A 23,774-nucleotide genomic window follows, 5' to 3' on the forward strand; every position below is an offset into this window, starting at 1 on the left:
AAGTTTTTATATTGAAGGTTAGATTACCAACGATAGTGAGCAAACGCTTTGTTTGCTTCAGCCATTTTGTGTGTATCTTCACGCTTTTTAACAGATGCACCTGTGTTGTTTGCTGCATCCATGATTTCATTAGCTAAACGCTCTTCCATTGTTTTCTCTCCACGGTTACGTGAATAGTTCACTAACCAACGAAGACCAAGAGTTGTACGGCGGTCAGGACGCACCTCAACTGGTACTTGGTAGTTCGCTCCACCTACACGGCGAGCTCTAACTTCTAGTACAGGCATGATATTTTTCATAGCTGCTTCAAATACTTCCATTGGTTCTTTACCAGAACGCTCACGGATTGTATTGAATGCAGAGTAAAGAATTTCTTGAGATTTCCCTCTTTTACCGTCAACCATCATTTTGTTGATTAAACGAGTAACTAATTTTGAATTGTAAAGTGGATCTGGTAACACGTCTCTCTTTGCTACAGGACCTTTACGTGGCATATTTTTTCCTCCTTTCAACGAAGCTTCTATTTAAGTTGTAATTATTTTTTAGCTGCTTTTGGTCTCTTCGTACCGTATTTAGAACGACCTTGCATACGGTTGTTTACACCAGCAGTATCAAGCGCTCCACGTACGATGTGATAACGTACCCCTGGTAAGTCTTTTACACGTCCTCCACGAATAAGAACAACGCTGTGCTCTTGTAGATTGTGTCCAATACCAGGAATGTATGCTGTCACCTCGATACCATTTGTCAAACGTACACGAGCATATTTACGTAACGCTGAGTTTGGTTTCTTTGGAGTCATTGTACCAACACGAGTACATACACCGCGTTTTTGTGGTGAAGATACATTAGTTTGTGATTTTTTGAAGCTGTTATAACCTTTGTTAAGTGCTGGTGATTTTGACTTTTCCTCTTTTGATTGACGAGGTTTACGCACTAATTGGTTAATAGTAGGCATTTATGTTTCCTCCCTTCATTATTTGTAAGCCCACACATCCAGGTGGTTCATTTTTTTGCAAAAACAAAGTTTTTGCAGACTTTCTATCTACAAAAACGCTTTTAGCTGATAATTGCAACAGTTGAAGCACCAACTTCAATCCCACATGCTTTTCCGAGTTTTCTCATCGAATCCACATAAAGGATAGGAACATTTATTTCAAGAGCTTCATCAACCACTTTTGACGTTAACTTTGGATCAGCGTCGTTAGCGATAATTAACTCTTTCACATTACCTTCTTTAAGTGCCTTTACTGTTTGTTTTGTTCCTATAACGAACTTTTGTGCCTGTAATACTTTTTCATAAGACATCGTTCATATCCTCCAAAGTATCAGGTGAATAGGAGCACCTTTGATATAGTACCATCTTAACAAATAGATGTCAACACGACTTTTAATATTTTCTTAAAATAAGGAATCTGCTAGTTAGCAGATCCCTTACTTTTATTAATCAATTGTAACTGTTTCTTCGGAGGTTGTATCGCGAAGGACAGGCTCTGCTTTGCGGTAACGCTGCATTCCTGTTCCAGCTGGTACAAGCTTACCAATGATAACATTTTCTTTTAAGCCAAGTAATTCATCGCGTTTGCCTTTAATGGCAGCATCTGTAAGAACCCTTGTGGTTTCTTGGAAGGATGCAGCAGAAAGGAATGAATCAGTTTCAAGCGACGCTTTTGTAATACCAAGTAAGACTGGACGTCCTGTTGCAGGCATTTTTCCTGATAACAAAGCCTTTTCGTTCGCATCAGTAAACTGGTGAATATCCAGAAGTGTACCCGGTAGTACATCTGTTTCACCCGCATCACCAACACGTACTTTACGCAACATTTGACGAACCATTACTTCTACGTGCTTATCGCCAATTTCTACCCCTTGCATACGATAAACCTTTTGAACTTCTCGTAATAAGTACTCTTGGACAGATGTAACGTCTTTAACTCTAATTAATTCTTTCGGATCAATAGAACCTTCCGTTAATTCTTCCCCACGAGCCACTTTATCATTTACAGCCACTTTTAAGCGGGCAGTATATGGTGCATTGTATGTTCTGGATTCAACTTCACCCTGAATAACAATTTCATGCTGGCGGTCACGGCCTTCGTTAATACCAACGACAACCCCATCAATTTCAGAAATAACCGCTTGCCCTTTAGGGTTACGCGCTTCAAAAATTTCCTGGATACGTGGTAAACCTTGTGTAATATCGTCACCGGCCACCCCGCCTGTATGGAATGTACGCATTGTTAACTGTGTACCTGGTTCACCGATAGATTGGGCAGCAATAATACCAACTGCTTCCCCAACTTCAACCTCTTGACCTGTTGCCAGGTTGCGGCCATAACATTTTTTACAAACACCATGACGTGTATTACATGTAAATGCAGAACGGATTTTTACAGTTTCAATGCCAGCATTCACAATTGCTTCAGCTAAATCTTCTGTAATTAAACCATTTTCAGGAACGAAGACTTCTCCTGTTTCAGGATGTTTAATCGCCTTACGTGCATATCGGCCAATTAAACGTTCGTCTAAGCCTTCAATGATTTCTGTGCCATCTTTAAGGGCGCTTATTGTGAAGCCGCGGTCTGTGCCACAATCGTCTTCACGAACAATAACATCCTGAGCAACGTCAACAAGTCGACGTGTTAAGTAACCAGAGTCCGCCGTCTTAAGTGCTGTATCAGCAAGACCTTTACGGGCACCGTGTGTCGAGATAAAGTACTCTAATACCGTTAACCCTTCACGGAAACTTGATTTAATTGGTAACTCAATGATCCGTCCAGCCGGGTTGGCCATCAGACCACGCATACCAGCAAGCTGCGTAAAGTTCGATGCGTTACCACGGGCTCCGGAATCACTCATCATAAAGATTGGATTCGATTTATTCAATGATTGCATTAGTTTACCTTGAATGGTATCTTTTGCAGCACTCCAAATGGCAATTACGCGGTCATAACGCTCATCTTCGGTAATGAGACCACGTCTGAATTGCTTCATAACGCTATCTACTTTAACCTGTGCCTCATGAAGAATTTCCTGCTTCTCAGGAAGTACGACAATGTCAGCAACACCAACAGTAAGACCTGCTTTAGTTGAATGTCTAAATCCTAAATCCTTCATGCGGTCAAGCATTTTAGACGTTTCTGTAATCTTGAAACGTTTGAACACTTCAGCAATGATATTTCCAAGGATTTTCTTTTTAAATGGATCAATCAATGGCATCGACTGAATTTTCGCCTTAATATCTTCGCCTTTTTCAACGAAATATTTTACAGGTGTTTCAACTTCTAGATTCTGTCTAGTCGGTTCATTAATATATGGGAATGATTTCGGCAGAATTTCATTGAAAATAAGCTTACCGACAGTTGTGATTAATAGCTTATTATTTTGTTCTTCTGTGAAAGTTTCATTTCCTAATGAACCCGCATGTACTCCTACACGTGTATGCAAATGAACATAGCCATTTTGATAAGCGAGAATCGCTTCACTTGTATCTTTAAAAACCATACCCTCGCCGACTGCGCCTTCTCTTTCAAGAGTCAAGTAATAGTTTCCTAAAACCATGTCCTGGGAAGGAGTAACTACTGGCTTACCATCTTTAGGGTTCAAGATATTTTGTGCTGCAAGCATTAATAGTCTTGCTTCTGCTTGGGCTTCTGATGATAACGGTACGTGAACCGCCATTTGGTCACCATCAAAATCGGCATTGTATGCAGTACATACAAGCGGATGCAGACGGATGGCCCGGCCTTCAACTAGAGTTGGTTCAAAGGCTTGAATCCCAAGTCTATGAAGTGTAGGGGCACGGTTTAATAATACTGGATGCTCTTTAATGACATCTTCGAGCACATCCCAAACATCTGGAGATACTCTTTCTATTTTACGTTTTGCAGATTTAATGTTATGAGCTAACCCTTTTTCAACTAATTCCTTCATAACGAAAGGTTTGAATAGTTCTAGTGCCATTTCTTTTGGAAGTCCACATTGGAACATTTTCAAGTTTGGCCCTACAACGATAACCGAACGCCCTGAATAGTCAACACGCTTACCAAGCAAGTTTTGACGGAAACGGCCTTGTTTACCTTTTAACATATGAGAAAGTGATTTCAACGGACGGTTACCCGGTCCTGTAACAGGACGTCCACGGCGGCCGTTATCAATCAAGGCATCAACAGCTTCTTGAAGCATACGTTTTTCATTCTGAACAATAATGCTTGGTGCACCTAAATCTAATAAACGTTTTAAACGGTTATTACGGTTAATAACACGGCGATATAAATCATTTAAATCAGATGTTGCAAATCTACCGCCATCCAATTGGACCATTGGACGAAGTTCTGGAGGGATAACAGGTAGAACATCAAGAATCATCCAAGATGGCTCATTTCCAGATCCACGGAATGCTTCTAACACTTCAAGGCGTTTGATCGCACGTGTACGACGCTGACCTTGTGCGCTTTTTAATTCCTCTTTTAATCCGTCTACTTCCTTGTCTAAATCGATATCGAAAAGAAGTTTTTTAATTGCTTCTGCACCCATGGCAGCTTGGAATTTGTTTCCGTACTTTTCACGATATGCACGATATTCTTTTTCAGATAATAGCTGCTTCTTATCAAGAGCTGTATCTCCTGATTCCGTTACAACATAGGAAGCAAAGTAAATAATCTCCTCCAAAGCTCTTGGAGACATATCTAATACAAGACCCATCCGGCTTGGGATTCCTTTAAAGTACCATATATGTGAAACTGGCGCAGCAAGCTCAATATGCCCCATACGTTCACGACGAACCTTTGCTCGTGTGACTTCCACACCACAGCGATCACAAACGACACCTTTATAACGGACACGCTTATACTTTCCACAATGACATTCCCAATCCTTTGTTGGACCAAAAATACGTTCGCAGAATAAGCCGTCTTTTTCAGGCTTTAATGTACGATAGTTAATCGTTTCTGGTTTTTTAACTTCTCCGAAGGACCATGAACGGATCTTATCCGGTGAAGCAAGACCAATCTTCATAAACTCAAAATTATTAACATCCAGCAAGGGGCCTACCTCCCTTTTGATATCCAGGTTTTACCCTTATGACGTACAAAAGTGGGAGCGCATAGTGCGCTCCTACTCATATATAGTTACTCTTTTGAACCGACTTTTTCTGATTCAAATGCTTGTTCAGGAACAATGTTTAACGTATCGACTTGTTGTAAGTCATCGTCATCTTCCGTATCGCGCATTTCAATTTCTTCTTCGTCTCCTGAAAGAATTTTTACATCCATTCCTAGACTCTGAAGTTCTTTAATTAATACTTTGAATGATTCTGGAACACCTGGTTCCGGAACATTTTCACCTTTGACAATCGCTTCGTACGTTTTTACACGACCAACCACGTCATCGGATTTAACCGTAAGGATCTCTTGAAGTGTGTATGCTGCACCGTATGCTTCAAGTGCCCAAACCTCCATCTCACCAAAACGCTGACCACCAAATTGAGCTTTACCACCCAATGGCTGCTGCGTAACTAATGAGTATGGTCCAGTTGAACGGGCGTGGAGTTTATCATCAACCATGTGTGCAAGTTTAATCATATACATGACACCTACAGAGACACGGTTATCAAATGGTTCCCCAGAACGGCCATCATAAAGGACCGTTTTTGCATCACGAGCCATACCTGCTTCTTCAATTGTTCCCCAAACATCTTCTTCACGCGCTCCGTCAAATACTGGAGATGCAACATGAATACCTAGGTAACGGGCTGCCATTCCAAGATGGAGTTCAAGCACCTGTCCAATGTTCATCCGTGATGGTACCCCTAGTGGATTTAACATGATATCCACTGGTGTTCCGTCTGGTAAAAACGGCATATCTTCTTCCGGTAAAATTCTTGAGATAACCCCTTTGTTACCGTGACGTCCCGCCATTTTATCACCTTCAGAAATCTTACGTTTCTGAACGATGTAGACACGGACAAGTTGATTCACGCCTGGTGGCAGTTCATCACCATCTTCACGATTAAAGACTTTAACATCAAGGACAATCCCGCCGCCGCCATGTGGCACACGTAGAGAAGTATCACGAACTTCACGAGCTTTTTCACCGAAAATTGCATGTAAAAGACGTTCTTCTGCTGTTAATTCTGTAACTCCTTTTGGTGTTACTTTACCAACTAACAAGTCACCATCTTTCACTTCAGCACCAGTACGAATGATACCGCGCTCATCCAAATTACGAAGTGCATCTTCCCCGACGTTCGGAATATCACGGGTAATTTCTTCAGGCCCTAGTTTAGTATCACGGGATTCTGACTCATATTCCTCAATATGAATTGAAGTGTATACATCGTCTTTTACAAGACGTTGATTCATAATAATCGCATCTTCATAGTTATAACCATCCCATGTCATAAAGGCAACAAGGACGTTACGGCCTAGGGCTAATTCTCCTAATTCCATGGATGGACCATCAGCAAGAATTTCACCTTTAGTTACACGGTTACCCACTGCAACTATCGGACGTTGGTTATAACATGTTCCTTGGTTAGAACGGATGAATTTTAACATGCGGTATTTATCAAGATTTCCTTTTACCTCTTGACCGTCAACCACATTAATACGACGCACCCATACCTCACGTGCTTCCACGTGTTCAACAATACCTTCGTGCTTACAGATCACCGCTGCACCCGAGTCTTTACCAGATACATATTCCATACCTGTTCCAACACGAGGGGCTTCTGGCTGCATGAGCGGTACGGCTTGACGCTGCATGTTCGCACCCATTAGGGCACGGTTGGAGTCATCATTTTCAAGGAACGGAATACATGCTGTTGCCGCAGACACGACTTGCTTTGGCGAAACATCCATATAGTCAATACGTTCACGTTTTACAACCGTATTTTCACCACGGAAACGAGCAACAACTTCCTCATCCAAGAAAGATCCGTCTTCATCTAAGCGAGAGTTCGCTTGGGCTACTACATAGTTATCTTCTTCGTCAGCTGTTAAGTAATCGATCCGAGCAGTTACCTTACCAGTATCAGGGTCAACCCTGCGGTATGGTGTTTCGATAAATCCAAATCGGTTAACTTTCGCATATGAAGAAAGCGAGTTAATCAAACCAATGTTTGGACCCTCAGGTGTTTCAATCGGACACATCCGGCCATAGTGGGAGTAGTGAACGTCACGAACTTCCATCCCAGCACGTTCACGTGTTAAACCACCAGGTCCTAATGCAGAGAGACGACGCTTATGCGTTAATTCAGCAAGCGGGTTGGTTTGGTCCATGAACTGTGATAATTGCGAGCTGCCAAAGAATTCTTTAATAGACGCAATGACTGGACGAATGTTAATCAGTTGCTGTGGAGTAATTGTCGCTGTGTCTTGAATGGACATTCTTTCACGAACCACACGCTCCATACGGGATAACCCAATCCGGAATTGATTCTGAAGCAATTCTCCCACAGAACGAAGACGTCTGTTACCTAAGTGATCGATATCATCCGTGTCACCGACACCGTGCAATAGATTAAAGAAGTAGCTAATCGATGCAATGATATCAGCTGGTGTAATATTTTTAATTGGTTCTTCCACATAGGCATTACCTAAGACATTAATTACCTTTTCATTATCATCACCAGGAGCATAAATCTTAATGTCCTGAAGTGTAATCTCGTCCTCTACAACACCGCCATATGGATTAAAGCCTTTGAAATTAATATTCTTTTCAAGAGCAGGGAGAATTCTATCCAGATTTCTTCTATCTAGAACTAATCCTTTCTCGGCAATAATTTCACCAGTTTCAGGATCCGCTAGGGACTCTGCTAAGCGTTGGTTGAATAAACGATTTTTGATATGAAGCTTTTTATTAATTTTATAACGGCCTACATTAGCAAGGTCATAGCGCTTAGGGTCAAAGAAACGTGACACTAATAAGCTCTTTGCATTTTCAACGGTAGGTGGTTCACCTGGACGAAGACGCTCATAAATTTCTAAAAGGGCCTTTTCGACACCTTCCGTATTGTCTTTCTCAAGTGTATTGCGGATGTATTCGTTATCCCCAATCAATTCAATGATTTCTTGATCAGAGCCGAAACCAAGTGCACGCAAAAGAACCGTAACGGGCAGTTTCCGAGTACGATCTATTCTCACATAAACGACATCTTTAGCATCTGTTTCATATTCGAGCCAAGCGCCGCGGTTCGGAATGACAGTAGCAGAAAAGCCCCGCTTTCCATTTTTATCGAACTTCCCACTATAGTAAACACTCGGAGAGCGCACTAATTGTGAAACAATAACACGTTCTGCCCCGTTAATGACAAACGTACCAGTCTCAGTCATAAGTGGAAAATCACCCATAAATACATCTTGATCTTTTACTTCACCTGTTTCTTTGTTCACAAGACGTACTTTTACACGCAATGGAGCAGAATATGTAACGTCCCGTTCTTTTGATTCCTCTACTGAATACTTTGGATCGCCAAGACTGTAATCAATAAATTCTAGTGATAGGTTACCAGTAAAGTCCTCGATTGGTGAAATATCCTGGAACATTTCACGCAAACCCTCATCAAGAAACCATTGATAAGAAGAGGTTTGGATTTCAATAAGATTTGGTAATTCTAAAACTTCACTGATTCGTGCGTAACTTCTTCGTTGGCGGTGTCGTCCATACTGAACTAGTTGACCTGTCAACTGATTCACCCCTCAAATCAAGCGTTATTATTAAAATCTATTAACGTTTATGGAATAGAAAATGACTTCTCTTCCAGTAAACAAAAAGAAAAAGGGTTTTTAGTTAAAAACCACATTTTCACATTTAGACTATTATTTTGTCATCATTTCCTTAATATCCCTTTTTTATACAAGATAATCAAGTATTTATAGGAATAATTCGGAAATTATTATGATGGCATTTTATAATGCTATCATAGTGACATTTTCAAGTCAACTTTTTTGTGCCCTTATGACAAAATAACCTTTGGATTTGTCAATAGTTTCGACGTGGTTAAATAAATTATTTAATTTTTCTATCGCGGATGGTGCACCTTGTTTCTTTTGAATGACAACCCAGAGCTCCCCCTGTGACACGAGATGATCAAAGCTTTGTTCAAAAATGTCATGAACTGTTTTCTTTCCTGCTCTAATCGGCGGATTTGTTAAAATTGCTGCAAATGTATTTTCCTTCACATTCAACAACCGGTCACTCTCATAGATTTTAACATTCTGGATCCGATTTAATTCTGCATTTTCCTTTGCCAATTCAATTGCCCGCTCATTAACATCAACCATATGAATCATACGTTCATGATAATATTTTGCAAGCGACAGACCTATTGGCCCATAGCCGCAGCCAACATCCAGGAGGAATCCGTCTGCATTTGGCATTTCAAAAGACTCAATTAATAAACGTGAGCCGAAATCTACTTCTCTTTTTGAAAACACACCGTTGTCCGTTTTAAAACGAAAAGAGTTATTTTTTAAAGTGTAGTCCCAAAATTTCGGGTCACTTTCGACCTTTTGTGTTCGAGAATAGTAGTGTTCAGACAACTGACTCACCTCCGAGGAAGATTAATAATTGAAGATAGACGAGGAAAAGAAACTAAAAATCTAAATTCTATTAAGCCAAAAAAAGCCCGCTTATACAGCGAGCTCGTTTTTGAGATTATTACTTAACTTCAACGTTTGCTCCAACTTCATCAAGCTTAGCTTTGATTGCTTCAGCTTCATCTTTAGAAACGCCTTCTTTAACTGGCTTTGGAGTGTTGTCAACAAGGTCTTTTGCTTCTTTAAGACCAAGACCAGTGATTTCACGTACAACTTTGATAACTTTGATTTTTTGATCGCCAGCGCCAGCTAGGATTACATCAAATTCAGTTTTTTCTTCAACAGCAGCAGCACCAGCTCCGCCAGCCATTGCTACTGGAGCAGCAGCAGTTACGCCGAATTCTTCTTCGATTGCTTTTACTAGATCGTTAAGTTCTAAAACAGTCATAGTTTTAACTGCTTCAATGATTTGTTCTTTAGTCATGATTAATTTCCTCCTTAGTTTTCGTTCGAATTTATTAGTTTAGCGCTTTAGAGTGTCCAGCTTAGCTAGACTGCTAACTTACGCGCCTTGTTCTTCTTTTTGTTCTGCAACTGCTTTTGTAACAAGAGCAAGGTTGCGGATTGGAGCTTGTAGTACGCTGAGTAACATAGATAGTAAACCTTCGCGTGATGGTAGGTCAGCAAGAGCTTTAATTTCTTCAGCTGTTGCAACGTTCCCTTCAATTACACCTGCTTTAAGTTCAAGTGCTTCATGCTTTTTCGCAAAGTCGTTCAAGATTTTAGCTGGTGCTACTACATCTTCAGTACTGAACGCAATTGCGTTTGGACCTGTTAATGCAGCGTTTAAATCAGCAAGACCAGCTGCTTCAGCCGCACGGCGTGTCATAGAGTTTTTGTAAACTTTGAATTCCACACCAGCTTCACGAAGTTGTTTACGAAGTTCAGTTACTTCTGAAACAGAAAGACCACGGTAATCAACAACAACGGTTGATACGCTGCTCTTTAATTTATCAGAAATTTCGCTAACGATTTGTTGCTTTAATTCGATTGCACTGCTCATCTTTACACCTCCTGTAGAATTTCTACATTTATACCAGGCAAATAAACGCCTCCATATCGAACGGTGACATGGAGGCAGGATAACAACCGATCTCTCAGTTATTTATATCGCATTACCTCGGCAGGAAATTAAGTGCACTTGGCACACCTGCTGTCTACAGTACAAATGTTATTATTTTAAACAACAAAATAGATTATATAAAATCTATTTTATATTGTCAATTGGTAAAATTTATTTAACAGCTACTGATGAAGGATCAACTTTAACGCCAGGTCCCATTGTAGAAGCAACAGTTACGTTCTTCATGTAAGTACCTTTCGCAGCAGAAGGCTTCACTTTTAGCAAAGTTTCAAATACAGTGTTAAAGTTTTCAACAAGCTTTTCGTTTTCGAAAGAAGCTTTACCGATTGGCACGTGAATGTTACCAGACTTGTCAACGCGGTATTCAACTTTACCTGCTTTAATTTCATTGATAGCACGAGTTACATCAAATGTAACTGTACCAGTTTTAGGGTTTGGCATTAAGCCTTTAGGTCCTAATACACGACCTAATTTACCAACTTCACCCATCATGTCAGGAGTTGCTACGATTACATCAAATTCAAACCAACCTTGTTGGATTTTGTTGATGTACTCAGCATCGCCCACATAATCAGCGCCAGCTGCTTCTGCTTCTTTTACTTTTTCCCCTTTAGCGAAAACTAGAACGCGTTGCGTTTTACCAGTTCCGTTTGGAAGCACTACTGCACCACGGATTTGTTGGTCAGCTTTCTTAGGGTCAACGCCTAAACGGAATGCCGCTTCAACAGTTGCATCAAATTTAGCGAAGTTTGTTTGTTTTGTAAGATCAATTGCTTCAGCAATTGAATATGCTTTTAGGCGATCTACAAGCTTTGAAGCTTCTAAATACTTCTTACCTTTTTTAGCCATTTTAATTTCCTCCTAGAATTGTGGTTTTAGCGAATAATTCTCCCACGGCAAAAGCGGAGGCGCCTTGAACAGGCACCGCAGCTAGCCCACGAAAAAGGTTGCGAGTGTTTATAACGTCGCAACCCCTTCATTTTACAAAAAACAATCAGTTACATGGATTAGTCTTCGATGACGATACCCATGCTGCGAGCAGTACCTTCAACCATACGCATTGCTGCTTCAACGCTAGCTGCGTTTAGGTCAGGCATTTTCTGTTCCGCAATCTCGCGTACTGTATTACGCTTAACTGTTGCTACTTTATTACGGTTAGGTTCACCAGAACCTGACTGAATTCCAGCTGCTACTTTCAAAAGAACGGCAGCAGGAGGAGTTTTCGTAATAAATGTAAATGAACGGTCTTCAAATACCGTAATTTCAACAGGGATGATCAAACCAGCTTGATCTGCTGTACGAGCGTTAAATTCTTTACAGAATCCCATGATGTTAACACCGGCTTGACCTAGTGCAGGACCAACTGGTGGCGCAGGGTTTGCTTTCCCAGCAGGAATTTGTAATTTAACGACTTTAATTACTTTTTTAGCCACGAGACACACCTCCTTAAAGTCCGTGATGTGGTAATAGGGTTTTTTAGGAACCCTCCCACTCAGGCATCTGTCTTTATCTATTGATCATAAAGAACTTGACATAAGTCTTGTCTCATATAGAGACATACTGACCTATGAAATATTACCACTTTTTCAAAATGATTTCAAGTTTTTTTATATTAAAGTTTTTCAATCTGGGTAAAATCAAGTTCTACAGGGGTATCACGGCCGAACATATTAACAAGAACTTTCAGTTTCGCCTTGTCTTTATCCATCTCTTCTACTGATCCTGTAAAGTTAGCAAATGGACCTTCTTTGACGCGAACCGTTTCGCCAATTTCATAATCAGCATCAACACGAGTTTCGGTAACACCCATTCGTTTTAATATAACGACAACTTCTTCTGGAAGTAATGGAGTCGGTTTAGAACCTGATCCTGATGAGCCAACAAAACCTGTTACTCCAGGTGTATTACGCACCACATACCATGAATCATCTGTCATCACGATTTCCACTAGTACATAACCAGGGAACACTTTGCGCTTTACTACTTTTTTCTTGCCGTTTTTTAGTTCGGTTTCTTCTTCTTCAGGGACAACTACTCGAAATATCTTATCTTGCATCCCCATTGATTCGACCCGTTTTTCTAAATTTGCTTTTACTTTATTTTCATAACCCGAGTAAGTATGTAACACATACCAATTTTTTTCCATTTAAGAGGACTAGAACGTCCGTCCCTCCCTATTTATTAGTCATAGACCACTTTTAGGCTCTTTTAATATGGCTTGTTGATTTCCGCTTCAGGCACTTCGCTTTCCGCGGGCGTTCCGGGGAGCCTCCTCGGCGCTTTAGCGCCTGTGGGGTCTCCCCTGCCCCGTACTCCCGCAGGAGTCTCGCGCCTTCCACTCCAATCAACAAAGTCGCAAAATTAATAATGAGCTTTAAAATAGTATTTTTTAAACAAATAAAAAACCCGTTATACGGGCTTTTAGATAAAAATTCCTTTATTATTCACCATTATACCATGAAAGATGATTTATTATTCAAGAATTAAACGAATCAATTTTGAAATTCCTAAATCAAGAACCGCAAAGAACGCTGCAAAAAAGACAACAGTCGTTAATACAGTAATCGTCGAGCGTGTTAGTTCTCCTCGTTTTGGCCAGCTAACTTTCCTCATCTCACGGAATACATCACTGAAGAACTTTGTTATGCGCTGCATGTTAAGTAACCCCCAAAATAAAATAACTATAAGAATATAGGATGACTATTTTGTTTCTCTATGAATGGTATGGGTGGTGCACGTTTTGCAGAATTTTTTTAATTCTAATCGCTCTGTTTGTGCCTGCTTGCTGATGGTCGAATAGTTTCGAGAACCGCAGACTGCACATGCAAGGATAACTTTTTTACTCATTTTCGACACCTTTACCCAATTTTCTATTATATCCTTAAAAATGTACCATGTACCCTAATTATTGTCAATATCCCTTGAAAACGGTTCAAATTTATGCCATAAAGGTAGGTTATTACAGCGAAAACTCACGAAGTTCGAGATATCGTTCCAATTTTCTTTTCACTCGCTGCAGAGCATTATCAATGGATTTCACATGACGATTGAGTTCTTCTGAAATTTCTTGATAGGATTGACCATCTAAGTAGAGGGCCAATACCTTTCTTTCTAAGTCACTTAATAATTCAGTCATTTTAAATTCAATATGGTCAAATTCTTCTTGATTAATGATTAGCTCTTCAGGGTCAAGTACCTTTGCCCCTGACAAAACATCCATTAATGTTCGATCGGACTCTTCATCATAAATCGGCTTGTCCAAAGAAACATAAGAATTTAACGGAATATGCTTTTGCCGTGTTGCGGTTTTAATGGCTGTTATAATTTGCCGAGTAATGCATAGCTCGGCAAATGCCTTAAAGGATGTCAGCTTGTCCTCTCTGAAGTCACGAATGGCTTTGTACAGTCCAATCATCCCTTCTTGGACAATATCTTCTTTATCAGCACCAATTAAAAAATAGGACCTTGCTTTTGCACGCACAAAATTACGATACTTGTGGATTAAATAATCCAATGCTTCACTGTCACCGTGGTGTACCAAATAAACAATTTCTTCATCTTCCATTACGAGAAACTGCTGGTTGACCTTTGTTCCGAAGTCCGTACTCAAAGTAGATCCCCTCCACCGAACAAGCATAGTTAGTAATAGTATACATGACAATTTTTCTAGTGTCCACGCTCACTTTTGACCCCTGCGCCACTTTTCGAAAATTTCTGCCATTTCATCACTCATATTGATTTTCGAGACAGGCTTTTTTTCTTGAATCTTTTTTACTTTCTGTTCGATGCCCCTTTCAATGGAGGACATTTCAATGAGCAGCTCCCGAGCGGATTTTCTTAATGCTCCTTGTCCAAAGATCGCCCATTGCTCCGTATAATCGGAGGTGGCGACATGTATTTGCGTTCTCCGATTACTTAGGCTAATGGCCAATTTTTCTATCCGCTCATCTGCTGTTTCATTTTCTTTCGTAAAAATGACTTCTACTTGATGGTTTTTATATTTTTTCTCTGTTCCTTGCACATAGTAGGCATCAAAGACAACAATCACACGATATCCGGAATAGGCTTGATACTCCGCCATTCTTTCTACAAGACGATCTCTTGCTGCTGGCAGATCTCGATCTTTTAATGTCCTAAGTTCCGGCCAGGCCCCAATAATGTTATATCCGTCGACAAGCAGGATATCCATATGTTACCCCTCAAGCGGGTGTCGTTTTCGATATACCTCATACATGAGTAAAGATGCCGCAACAGAAGCATTTAACGAAGTAACTTTTCCGACCATTGGCAGGTGAATAAGAAAATCACACTTATCGCGGATTAGTCTACCCATTCCTTTTCCTTCACTGCCAATGACTAAGCCAAGCGGCAAGGTCCCATCTAACCTGCGGTAGTCATCTTTTCCTTTGGCATCTGTTCCAGCAATCCAAATGCCCCGTTCCTTTAATTCATCGATTGTTCTCGACATATTTGTCACACGCGCGACTGGAATATACTCAATGGCACCTGTTGAGGCTTTAGCCACTGTCGCGGTTAAGCCCACAGCCCGCCGTTTCGGAATAATGATGCCGTGTGCCCCCACAGAATCCGCCGTTCTCATGATTGAACCGAGATTATGAGGATCTTCAATCTCATCAAGCAATAAAAAGAAAGGTGGTTCATTTTTCTTCTCAGCAGCTGCAAACAAATCATCGATTTCCGCATATTGGTAAGCTGCGACATAGGCTAGAACTCCTTGATGATTTTCACCGGATATTTGATCAATTTTTTTCTTTGGCACAAATTGAACAATTACATGTGCTTCCTTTGCTAACTGCGTAATTTGCTGCATTTGGCCGCGCTGTGATCCTTCAGCAATTAAGATCTTATTAATATCCCTTTCTGATTTCAGCGCTTCAATAACTGGATTTTTGCCAACAATATATTCTTGTTCCATCCTAGCGTTCCTCCTTTCTTTCATCCACATATTTAAATGCCAGATTAATCAATTCTTCCATCCGCTCTATTTTACCCGATAAATATAAATAACCCATCAACGCTTCGAACGCTGTACTGTAATGGTAGGTTTGGACATCTGTATTTTTAGGAACAGAGCCTGACTTCGCATTTCGACCGCGCATAATCACCGCTAACTCTTCCTCGTCGAGAAGATGATCATCCATCATTTGAAAAAGTACTTTGCACTGTGCTTTTGCTGAAACGTAAGTTGTTCCCGTCCGGTGTAAATGATTGGGTCTTACCTTCCCGCTATAGAGGAGGTGGCGCCTTACATACGTTTCATAAATGGCGTCACCCATATAGGCAAGGGCTAGACTATTCAATTGTTTGGCATCGACGGTATTTTCATATTCAAGCATGAATTAACCTCTTTTCCACCTTGTACCTTGCGGGGTATCTTCTAAAATAATATTCATTTCCTTCAGCTGATCTCGGATTTGGTCAGACAATTGGAAATTGCGGTCCTTTCGAGCCTGGATTCGCTTTTCAATTAGTGCATCAATTTCTTCATCCAGCATTTCTTCTGTTTCAATCGTCAGCCCTAAGACATGGAATAAGTCTTCAAACTGTTTGGTAAAAGCATCGATTACCGCTACAGCTGTATTTTTTTCTAACAGATAATAATTCGCCAGTTTTGAGAGGTCAAATAAGACAGAAATGGCCTTCGCTGTGTTAAAATCATCATCCATCGCCTCAATAAACTGTTCCTGGGAGCTTGCAATTTTATCAAGCCATTCCTGATTATTATCGGTTAAATCTGTGCTTGCTTCTTTACGATGCTTTAAATTTTGATAGGAGGTGATCAAGCGCTCAAATGCAGCTTTTGTACTTTCCAGTAATTCCTCACTGTAATTGATCGGATTGCGATAATGAACCGATAGCATGAAAAAGCGTAACACTTGTGGATTGTGTTTCTTGATAATGTCGTGAACTAATACAAAGTTTCCTAGCGACTTCGACATTTTTTCATTGTCAATATTGATATAGCCGTTGTGCATCCAGTAGCGGGAAAATAGTTTTCCTGATAGTGCTTCTGACTGGGCAATTTCATTTTCATGGTGCGGGAAAGTTAAATCCTGTCCACCCGCATGAATATCAATCGTTTCACCCAGATACTTTTTCGCCATTGCCGAGCACTCAATATGCCAGCCTGGACGTCCAAGTCCCCATGGGCTCTCCCAGAAGATTTCCCCTTCCTTCGCCGCTTTCCAAAGGGCAAAATCTAAGTCATCTTGTTTCCTATCGCCAACTTCAATTCTTGCGCCTACCTGGAGATCATCAATCGATTGATGCGAAAGTTTACCATAGCCATCAAATTTTCTTGTCCGAAAATACACATCTCCAGCCGATTCATAAGCAAAACCTTTATCAATTAATTCACTAATAAATTCAATAATAATGTCCATGTTCTCCATTACCCGTGGATGAACATCCGCTTTTTGGCAGCCTAGTGCAGACACATCTTCAAAATAGGCATTGATAAAACGGTCAGCAATAGCTGGTACGTCTTCTCCTAATTGATTGGCAGCTCGGATTAATTTATCATCAACATCAGTAAAATTAGAAACATATTTAACATCGTATCCGCGGTATTCTAAATAGCGTCGAACTGTATCAAAAACGATGGCCGGACGAGCATTACCAATATGAATATAATTATAGACAGTCGGACCGCAAACATACATTTTGACCTTGCCCTCTTCGAGCGGTACGAAAGTTTCCTTTTTACGTGTAAGTGTATTATAAAGTTGAATGGCCATTGACTTCTATCCTTTCTCCTTTTAATTCTTCGAGTTCATACATTAACTTATCCAAGTCGTTTTGCATTTCTCTTAAGCGGTCGGCAACAGGGTCTGGCAAATCACAATGGTTTAAGTCTTTTGTAATTTTTCTTCCATCTTGCATGACTACCCTGCCTGGAATTCCCACTACCGTTGAGTTAGGAGGAACCTCTTTCAATACAACCGAGCCGCCGCCAATTTTGGAATTTTCTCCAACCGTGATCGATCCGAGTACCTTAGCCCCTGTAGAAATCAGAACATTATCCTTAATGGTTGGATGCCGTTTCCCTTTCTCTTTCCCTGTTCCACCAAGTGTGACCCCTTGATATATAGTTACATTATCCCCAATTTCACAGGTTTCCCCAATAACCACGCCCATACCATGGTCAATAAAAAATCTTCTGCCTATTTTTGCCCCAGGATGAATCTCAATACCGGTAAAAAATCGGCTTACCTGCGAAATAACCCTGGCTAGAAAAAATAATTTCCGATTAAAAAGTGCATGTGCAAGACGGTGTGACCAAATGGCATGCAAGCCTGAATAGGTTAAGATGACTTCCAAATGGCTCCTTGCCGCAGGATCTTGCTCGAAAATAACCTCTACATCCTCCCTCAACTTCTTAAACATTACCATTTTCCCCCTATTTTTAAAGCGTAAGCACCCGTTTAGCGGCGTATGGACTGGAGCACTTTGACTGAGATAAAGGAAACACGGAGAGCGTAAGCGATCCGATGTTGACTTATCGACGGGAAAAGGGCGAAGTACACTAGCCGCTGGGTGCTGAAGCTAGACAGTTGTCTAGGTTCAGAACTTTAATCTTTATTAAACTTCAAAGTAAATAAAAAACGCCTCTGTCATGACGACAGAGGCGCTTAACGCGCGGTTCCACTCTGATTAGACCGGAAAGCTAGGATGGTAACAATAGCTCAAAACTTGGTCTCACTCTACCTGTTAACGGATCGGTTCCGCCCATCTCTACTTAGAGTTGACTCTTTTCGAAACAGGGCTCAGAGGTGCATTTCAAAAAACGAGAGGCCTAAACCACTTTCAGCCGGTGATGGTTTTCTCTTTGAAGCATCCTTTTTTTACTTATCCTCTTCTACACTTTCAGAACTATATAATTGTTTACTCTACTATATTACATTTTATTGTCGATGTTAACTAATAATTTTATTAATTCTTGTTTGAACCTTATTTTTTCCTAAAAGTTCAATGGCCTGTGGCAGGTCTGGCCCGTGTGTTTGGCCAGTTACTGCAGCACGAATTGGCATAAATAGGTTTTTCCCCTTTTGGCCAGTCGACTTTTGAACTGCTTTCATTGCACCCTTTATCCCGTCAGCCCGGAAGTGCTCTAACTGATCCAGTTCATGTGAAAATGCCTTTAACACTTCCGGAACCGTCTCACCTGCTAGAATCTCCTTCGCCTCTTCTTCGTAGTCCACTTCCTCTTTAAAGAACATCTCGGATAATTCCACGATTTCAGCACCAAAGCTCATTTTTTCCTGCAGAAGTTCGATTAACCCTTGGACCCATTGATACTGCTCATCCGTTTGACTTTCACTTAAACGGCCGGCTTTCACTAAGTGAGGTAAAGCCAGTTCAACTACACGATCAATCTCAATTTTCTTCATGTATTGGTTATTCATCCATAGCAGTTTCTGCTTATCAAATAAGGCAGGGGATTTAGATAAGCGATTCGCATCAAATATCTCAATAAACTCATTCTTAGAGTAGATTTCTTCTTCACCTGAAGGCGACCAGCCGAGGAGCGTAATAAAGTTAAATAACGCTTCTGGGAGATACCCTAACTCTTCATATTGTTCAATAAACTGAATGATTGATTCATCGCGCTTACTTAACTTTTTACGGCTTTCATTGACAATCAATGTCATATGGCCAAAAATCGGCGGCTCCCAGCCTAATGCTTCATAGACCATGAGTTGTTTAGGTGTGTTAGAAATATGATCATCGCCACGGAGCACGTGAGAGATTTTCATTAAATAATCATCAATTGTAACCGCAAAATTATAGGTTGGGGTGCCATCCTTTTTAATGATGACCCAGTCGCCCATCCCTTCAGATTCAAAGGACACGCTCCCCTTTACCATATCATCAAAGGTATAGGTTTTCCCTTCAGGTACGATAATCCGAATGCTTGGCTGACGGCCTTCGCTTTCTAATTCACGGCGTTGTTCATCGGTTAAATGACGGCATTTACCCGAATAATGCGGCGTTTCTCCCCTTTCAGCCTGGGCTTCCCGCTCTGCCTCAATTTCAGCTTCGGTACAGTAACACTTATAAGCATGACCTTCCGCTAATAATTGGTTATAGTAAATTTCATATATATCATTTCGCTCGGATTGACGATATGGTCCGTATTCGCCGCCGACGTCAACCCCCTCATCCCAATCCATGCCAAGCCATTTTAAGTATTTCAACTGGCTTTCTTCTCCGCCGGCAATATTCCGCTTTTTATCGGTATCTTCAATACGAATGATAAACTTCCCGCCCTGATTACGTGCGAATAAGTAATTAAATAATGCCGTACGAGCGTTTCCAATATGTAAATGCCCTGTTGGACTTGGAGCATACCTTACACGAACTTCATTTGACATCTCAATGCCTCCATTTAGAAAAGCGTAAGTGCCTAGGCGCTGAAGCTAGACAGCTTTCCCAAGAATTTATATGTTTCAACTGATTATTTTATCATTGTCTATGATTTCAAGAAAGACTATTCATGAACCTTTCTTAATAAAACAACCGCTTGAGAGGCGATTCCTTCCCCTCTGCCAGTGAAGCCCAATTTCTCGGTGGTCGTTGCCTTCACATTGATTTGCTCAGGTTCCGCCTCTAGTAATTCGGCAATTCTCACGCGCATTTGCTCAATATAGGGTGCCATTTTCGGCTTCTGAGCTATGATTGTACAATCCGCGTTTACCAGCTCGTACCCCTTATTTTTCACCAATTCCCACACATGCTCCATTAACTTTGCAGAGTCTGCATCTTTAAAATTGGGATCGGTATCAGGAAAATGTTTGCCAATATCCCCTTCTCCAATTGCACCAAGGCAAGCATCAGAAACCGTATGTAATAAAACATCTGCATCTGAATGACCTAGCAGCCCTTTTTCATATGGTATGTTGATTCCACCGATAATCAACGGTCGCCCTTCCGTTAGTTGATGCACATCAAATCCTTGACCAATTCGAAACATCCTAAAAACTCCTTTTTTTCCTATTGTCTAGCTGCAACGCCTAGTCAAGGCGCTTCCGCTTTTCTAGTATCGCTTCCGCAAAATAAATATCTTCTGGCGTTGTTAATTTGATATTATCGTAGTCGCCTTCAACCATCGCAATAGGATGGCCGACCCTCTCCACTAGACTGGCATCATCTGTTCCTAGGAAAGAATCCCTTTCTGCTTTCTCATAGGCCTTCTTCAGAAGAGAAATGCGAAAAGCTTGTGGGGTTTGGACCGCCCACAAGCTTGAACGTTCGACAGTTTCCACCACCAAACCATCTTGTACCTTTTTGATGGTGTCCTTTGCCGGTACTCCCAAAATGGCCGCCCCTGTATCCATAGCCACTTTTGTCAAACGGTAGATATGTTCATTACTGACAAACGGACGTGCCGCATCATGAACAAGAATAACCCCGTCTGTTTCCACTGTTTTCAGCGCATTAAAAATGCTATCCTGTCGTTCCTTACCCCCATGCACTAAATGAATTGCTTTGGCAATATTATACTTGGTAAATAAGGCTTTAAATTCCCCTTCATCTTGTGGATGAATCGCTACAATAATTTTGCTGCAGGCATTATCCTGTTCAAACACTTTTAATGTATGGATTAATACAGGTACATGATTAAGCTCTAATAGAAGCTTATTTTTCCCTGCTCCCATTCTTTTTCCCTGGCCCGCTGCCGGGAGAATGACTTGGTAAGTCATATGAAAACCTCACTCTATAATGCTTTTTCTAATAGCTTTGGTTTAGCAAATATCATTCTTCCAGCCGATGTTTGGAGAACACTTGTGACGAGAACCTCAATTCGTTTTCCAATATATTCTCTTCCTTCTTCGACAACGATCATGGTCCCGTCATCCAAGTAAGCAACGCCCTGATGATATTCCTTTCCATCCTTAATCACCTGTACCGTTAATTCTTCTCCTGGAAGAACAACAGGTTTGACAGCATTTGCTAAATCATTGATGTTTAACACTGAAACATTTTGCAATTCGCAAACCTTATTCAGATTGAAATCATTTGTGACTAAGATGCCATTTGTGATTTTTGCCAGTTTCACAAGTTTTGAATCCACTTCACTAATTTCCTCGAAATCACCTTCATAGATTTCGACTTTAATGGCAAGTTCCTTTTGAATTCGATTTAAAATATCTAGACCTCTGCGGCCGCGATTTCGTTTTAATACATCGGATGAATCAGCAATATGCTGTAATTCCTCGAGGACAAACTGTGGAATGACAATCGTTCCTTCTAAAAATCCCGTCTGACAAATATCAGCTATACGTCCATCAATAATCACACTAGTATCTAGTATTTTTAAAGATTGATTCGCTTCTTTTTCATTCTCGTCTTCACTGGATTTTTTCTTATTACTCCGATTTCCAAATAGACCTAGTAGTTCGTCCCTTTTCTTAAAACCTACCTGAAAGCCAAGATAGCCGAATAAGATAGTCAGTATGATTGGCACGACAGCATTTAGGATTGGCACCTGTACCGCATTTAAGGCAAAGCCAATTAAAAAGGCCACCAACAACCCAAATATGAGACCCACACTACCAAAAAGGACATCGGTTACAGGGATTTTGACTAATGAATCTTCAGTCCATTTAACAAAGTTAAAAACATAATCTACTGCCCAAAAGGTAATAAGATAAAAAATAATAGCACCTAAAACAGCAGTGATATACGAGTTGTTAATTAAGGGAATGTCATTGATATGAAGTAGATTGAACAATTCCGGCAATAACAAAATACCAAGCGTACCACCCATAATGAGGAAGCAAGCCTGCACAATACGTTTTAACATTCCTTCACCTCCTCTACTCATTATAAACATATTCATAAAAATGAAACCTTAATTTACTGATTATTTTTCACTAAAGATTCTTGTTAAAAGAGTAGTTCCCGTGAATTATTAATAGATGATTTCTCCATAGGGTAGCATTGGAAAATTCCCATGTCAAACAATTGGATTTTTTTTACTTTTCCGTTGTTTTTAAAGGTGACGATCGGTATATAACCGTTCTTTTATTAATTTAAAACCCTCTTTAATTTTTTTAGCCCGGACTTCCCCAATTCCCTCCACATCATCGAGATCTTCCACAGATGCTGAAATAATTTTTGCAAGCTCGCCAAAATGGCTAATTAAGTTTTCAATAATGATTGATGGGAGTCTTGGAATTTTATTAAGAATCCGGTAGCCGCGCGGATTTTTATTTTCCTCGAGATGCACATAGCCCAGATAGCCCATTAATTTTAATAACACCATATCTTCTATTGTTCCATTTGAAGTCATTGACTGCATTCGGGCTAAAACATCTCTTGCCTTGATATCTCTATCAAAGGCATAATCTTTGATTATGAGCATCGTTTCCTCTTCCAAGTCTGTTAAGATTTCATTCAGTTGTAAACGAATGAGACGCCCCTCAGTCCCTAATTCATGTAAATAGGTTAGTAGTTCGTTTTTAATCTTTAAGACCATTTCAAACCGATGCAGAACCAGTAAAAAGTCATTATAGGTGACAGACTCTTCAAACTCTAAAATACTCAAATTGGTAATACTTTGTTCCAGGACCGTCTTATACTTTTCAAGTGTCTGAATAGCTTGATTGGCCTTTGTTAAAATCACCGCAATATCTTTTAAGGCATAGCGGAAGTTCCCTTGATACAGAGTAATTACATTTCTCCTTTGGGAGATAGCAATGACTAAGGCTTTTGTTTGTTTTGCCGTCCTCTCAGCTGTCCGGTGCCGCATTCCTGTTTCTGTAGAGGGGATATCGGAGTCAGGGGCCAACTGGGCATTGGCAAACAGAATTTTATTTCCTAATTCATTAAGGATAATTGCCCCATCCATTTTGGCCAATTCATATAAAAAGCTTGGCGAAAAAGGACAATTAATTTCAAAGCCGCCATCAACGATACTTTTTACTTTTTCGTTAAAACCAATGACAATAAGGCCCCCTGTATTGGCTCGAAGGACATTGTCAATCCCCTCACGAATGGGCGTCCCAGGAGCAAGGAATTGTAATATCTCACTTACGGAATGTTCACCTAGCTTTTTATTCTCCATC

At 40.5% G+C, this 23,774-nt stretch carries 24 protein-coding genes and 2 other annotated features; all 24 genes read right to left on the bottom strand.

All coding sequences use genetic code 11. The features are described 5' to 3' along the window. Positions 1 to 23: 23 nt before the first annotated feature. Positions 24 to 494, bottom strand: a complete 471-nt coding sequence (rpsG, locus tag ACE198_RS22980) for a 30S ribosomal protein S7 (RefSeq protein WP_098573694.1) — start codon at positions 492 to 494, stop codon at positions 24 to 26. A gap of 41 nt (positions 495 to 535) precedes the next feature. Then, complete coding sequence (gene rpsL / locus ACE198_RS22985; protein ID WP_026565517.1) at positions 536 to 958, bottom strand: 30S ribosomal protein S12; 423 nt, start codon at positions 956 to 958, stop codon at positions 536 to 538. 101 nt (positions 959 to 1,059) lie between these two features. Next, a complete protein-coding gene (locus ACE198_RS22990) occupies positions 1,060 to 1,308 on the bottom strand; it encodes a 50S ribosomal protein L7ae-like protein (RefSeq protein ID WP_098573696.1) in 249 nt (82 codons plus the stop codon). Positions 1,309 to 1,443: 135 nt separating this feature from the next. After that, the gene (gene rpoC, locus ACE198_RS22995; protein WP_375377178.1) at positions 1,444 to 5,043 is read right to left on the bottom strand and encodes a DNA-directed RNA polymerase subunit beta'; all 3,600 of its coding nucleotides are present in this window, start codon (positions 5,041 to 5,043) and stop codon (positions 1,444 to 1,446) included. A gap of 86 nt (positions 5,044 to 5,129) precedes the next feature. After that, a complete protein-coding gene (rpoB, locus tag ACE198_RS23000) occupies positions 5,130 to 8,687 on the bottom strand; it encodes a DNA-directed RNA polymerase subunit beta (RefSeq protein ID WP_251462593.1) in 3,558 nt (1,185 codons plus the stop codon). A 252-nt stretch (positions 8,688 to 8,939) separates the two neighbouring features. Next, entirely contained in the window at positions 8,940 to 9,542 is a 603-nt protein-coding gene (locus ACE198_RS23005; RefSeq protein WP_098573701.1) for a class I SAM-dependent methyltransferase, read from the bottom strand. A 118-nt stretch (positions 9,543 to 9,660) separates the two neighbouring features. Next, a complete protein-coding gene (gene rplL / locus ACE198_RS23010; RefSeq protein WP_098573702.1) occupies positions 9,661 to 10,023 on the bottom strand; it encodes a 50S ribosomal protein L7/L12 in 363 nt (120 codons plus the stop codon). A 78-nt stretch (positions 10,024 to 10,101) separates the two neighbouring features. Continuing rightward, a complete protein-coding gene (rplJ, locus tag ACE198_RS23015; RefSeq protein ID WP_098573705.1) occupies positions 10,102 to 10,602 on the bottom strand; it encodes a 50S ribosomal protein L10 in 501 nt (166 codons plus the stop codon). Between the two features lie 33 nt (positions 10,603 to 10,635). Further along, positions 10,636 to 10,780: a sequence feature (ribosomal protein L10 leader region), on the bottom strand. 53 nt (positions 10,781 to 10,833) lie between these two features. Then, positions 10,834 to 11,532 (bottom strand): 50S ribosomal protein L1, encoded by a 699-nt coding sequence (gene rplA / locus ACE198_RS23020; protein WP_375377179.1) that lies wholly within the window; start codon positions 11,530 to 11,532, stop codon positions 10,834 to 10,836. Between the two features lie 158 nt (positions 11,533 to 11,690). Next, complete coding sequence (gene rplK / locus ACE198_RS23025) at positions 11,691 to 12,116, bottom strand: 50S ribosomal protein L11 (protein WP_026565509.1); 426 nt, start codon at positions 12,114 to 12,116, stop codon at positions 11,691 to 11,693. Positions 12,117 to 12,295: 179 nt separating this feature from the next. Next, positions 12,296 to 12,829, bottom strand: a complete 534-nt coding sequence (gene nusG / locus ACE198_RS23030) for a transcription termination/antitermination protein NusG (protein ID WP_026565508.1) — start codon at positions 12,827 to 12,829, stop codon at positions 12,296 to 12,298. A gap of 326 nt (positions 12,830 to 13,155) precedes the next feature. Then, positions 13,156 to 13,338: a preprotein translocase subunit SecE gene (gene secE, locus ACE198_RS23035; protein ID WP_375377180.1), complete on the bottom strand. Its 183-nt coding sequence runs from the start codon at positions 13,336 to 13,338 to the stop codon at positions 13,156 to 13,158. Between the two features lie 45 nt (positions 13,339 to 13,383). Continuing rightward, positions 13,384 to 13,530, bottom strand: coding sequence for a 50S ribosomal protein L33 (gene rpmG, locus ACE198_RS23040; protein WP_375377181.1), 147 nt, complete (start codon positions 13,528 to 13,530; stop codon positions 13,384 to 13,386). Positions 13,531 to 13,642: 112 nt separating this feature from the next. Continuing rightward, positions 13,643 to 14,293 (bottom strand): RNA polymerase sporulation sigma factor SigH, encoded by a 651-nt coding sequence (gene sigH / locus ACE198_RS23045; RefSeq protein ID WP_098573714.1) that lies wholly within the window; start codon positions 14,291 to 14,293, stop codon positions 13,643 to 13,645. Between the two features lie 69 nt (positions 14,294 to 14,362). Beyond that, a complete protein-coding gene (locus ACE198_RS23050; RefSeq protein ID WP_098573716.1) occupies positions 14,363 to 14,872 on the bottom strand; it encodes an NYN domain-containing protein in 510 nt (169 codons plus the stop codon). A 3-nt stretch (positions 14,873 to 14,875) separates the two neighbouring features. Continuing rightward, entirely contained in the window at positions 14,876 to 15,619 is a 744-nt protein-coding gene (rlmB, locus tag ACE198_RS23055) for a 23S rRNA (guanosine(2251)-2'-O)-methyltransferase RlmB (RefSeq protein WP_098573719.1), read from the bottom strand. A gap of 1 nt (position 15,620) precedes the next feature. Next, positions 15,621 to 16,040: a Mini-ribonuclease 3 gene (locus tag ACE198_RS23060; protein WP_375377182.1), complete on the bottom strand. Its 420-nt coding sequence runs from the start codon at positions 16,038 to 16,040 to the stop codon at positions 15,621 to 15,623. Positions 16,041 to 16,043: 3 nt separating this feature from the next. Continuing rightward, positions 16,044 to 17,441, bottom strand: a complete 1,398-nt coding sequence (gene cysS, locus ACE198_RS23065) for a cysteine--tRNA ligase (RefSeq protein WP_375377183.1) — start codon at positions 17,439 to 17,441, stop codon at positions 16,044 to 16,046. Beyond that, positions 17,422 to 18,090: a serine O-acetyltransferase gene (gene cysE, locus ACE198_RS23070; protein ID WP_098573725.1), complete on the bottom strand. Its 669-nt coding sequence runs from the start codon at positions 18,088 to 18,090 to the stop codon at positions 17,422 to 17,424. The genes cysS and cysE overlap by 20 nt, the downstream gene beginning before the upstream one ends. Positions 18,091 to 18,324: 234 nt before the next feature. Next, positions 18,325 to 18,574: a binding site (T-box leader), on the bottom strand. 46 nt (positions 18,575 to 18,620) lie between these two features. Then, complete coding sequence (gene gltX, locus ACE198_RS23075; protein WP_375377184.1) at positions 18,621 to 20,078, bottom strand: glutamate--tRNA ligase; 1,458 nt, start codon at positions 20,076 to 20,078, stop codon at positions 18,621 to 18,623. 116 nt (positions 20,079 to 20,194) lie between these two features. Beyond that, positions 20,195 to 20,677, bottom strand: a complete 483-nt coding sequence (gene ispF, locus ACE198_RS23080; protein WP_375377185.1) for a 2-C-methyl-D-erythritol 2,4-cyclodiphosphate synthase — start codon at positions 20,675 to 20,677, stop codon at positions 20,195 to 20,197. A gap of 40 nt (positions 20,678 to 20,717) precedes the next feature. Then, positions 20,718 to 21,407: a 2-C-methyl-D-erythritol 4-phosphate cytidylyltransferase gene (gene ispD / locus ACE198_RS23085; RefSeq protein WP_375377186.1), complete on the bottom strand. Its 690-nt coding sequence runs from the start codon at positions 21,405 to 21,407 to the stop codon at positions 20,718 to 20,720. Positions 21,408 to 21,421: 14 nt separating this feature from the next. Further along, a complete protein-coding gene (locus ACE198_RS23090) occupies positions 21,422 to 22,510 on the bottom strand; it encodes a PIN/TRAM domain-containing protein (protein WP_375377187.1) in 1,089 nt (362 codons plus the stop codon). A gap of 189 nt (positions 22,511 to 22,699) precedes the next feature. Further along, positions 22,700 to 23,773: a DNA integrity scanning diadenylate cyclase DisA gene (gene disA / locus ACE198_RS23095; protein ID WP_098573737.1), complete on the bottom strand. Its 1,074-nt coding sequence runs from the start codon at positions 23,771 to 23,773 to the stop codon at positions 22,700 to 22,702. Position 23,774 lies beyond the last annotated feature (1 nt).

Origin of the sequence: Neobacillus sp. KR4-4 (assembly GCF_042136325.1) — a bacterium.
Lineage (GTDB): Bacteria > Bacillota > Bacilli > Bacillales > Cytobacillaceae > Neobacillus.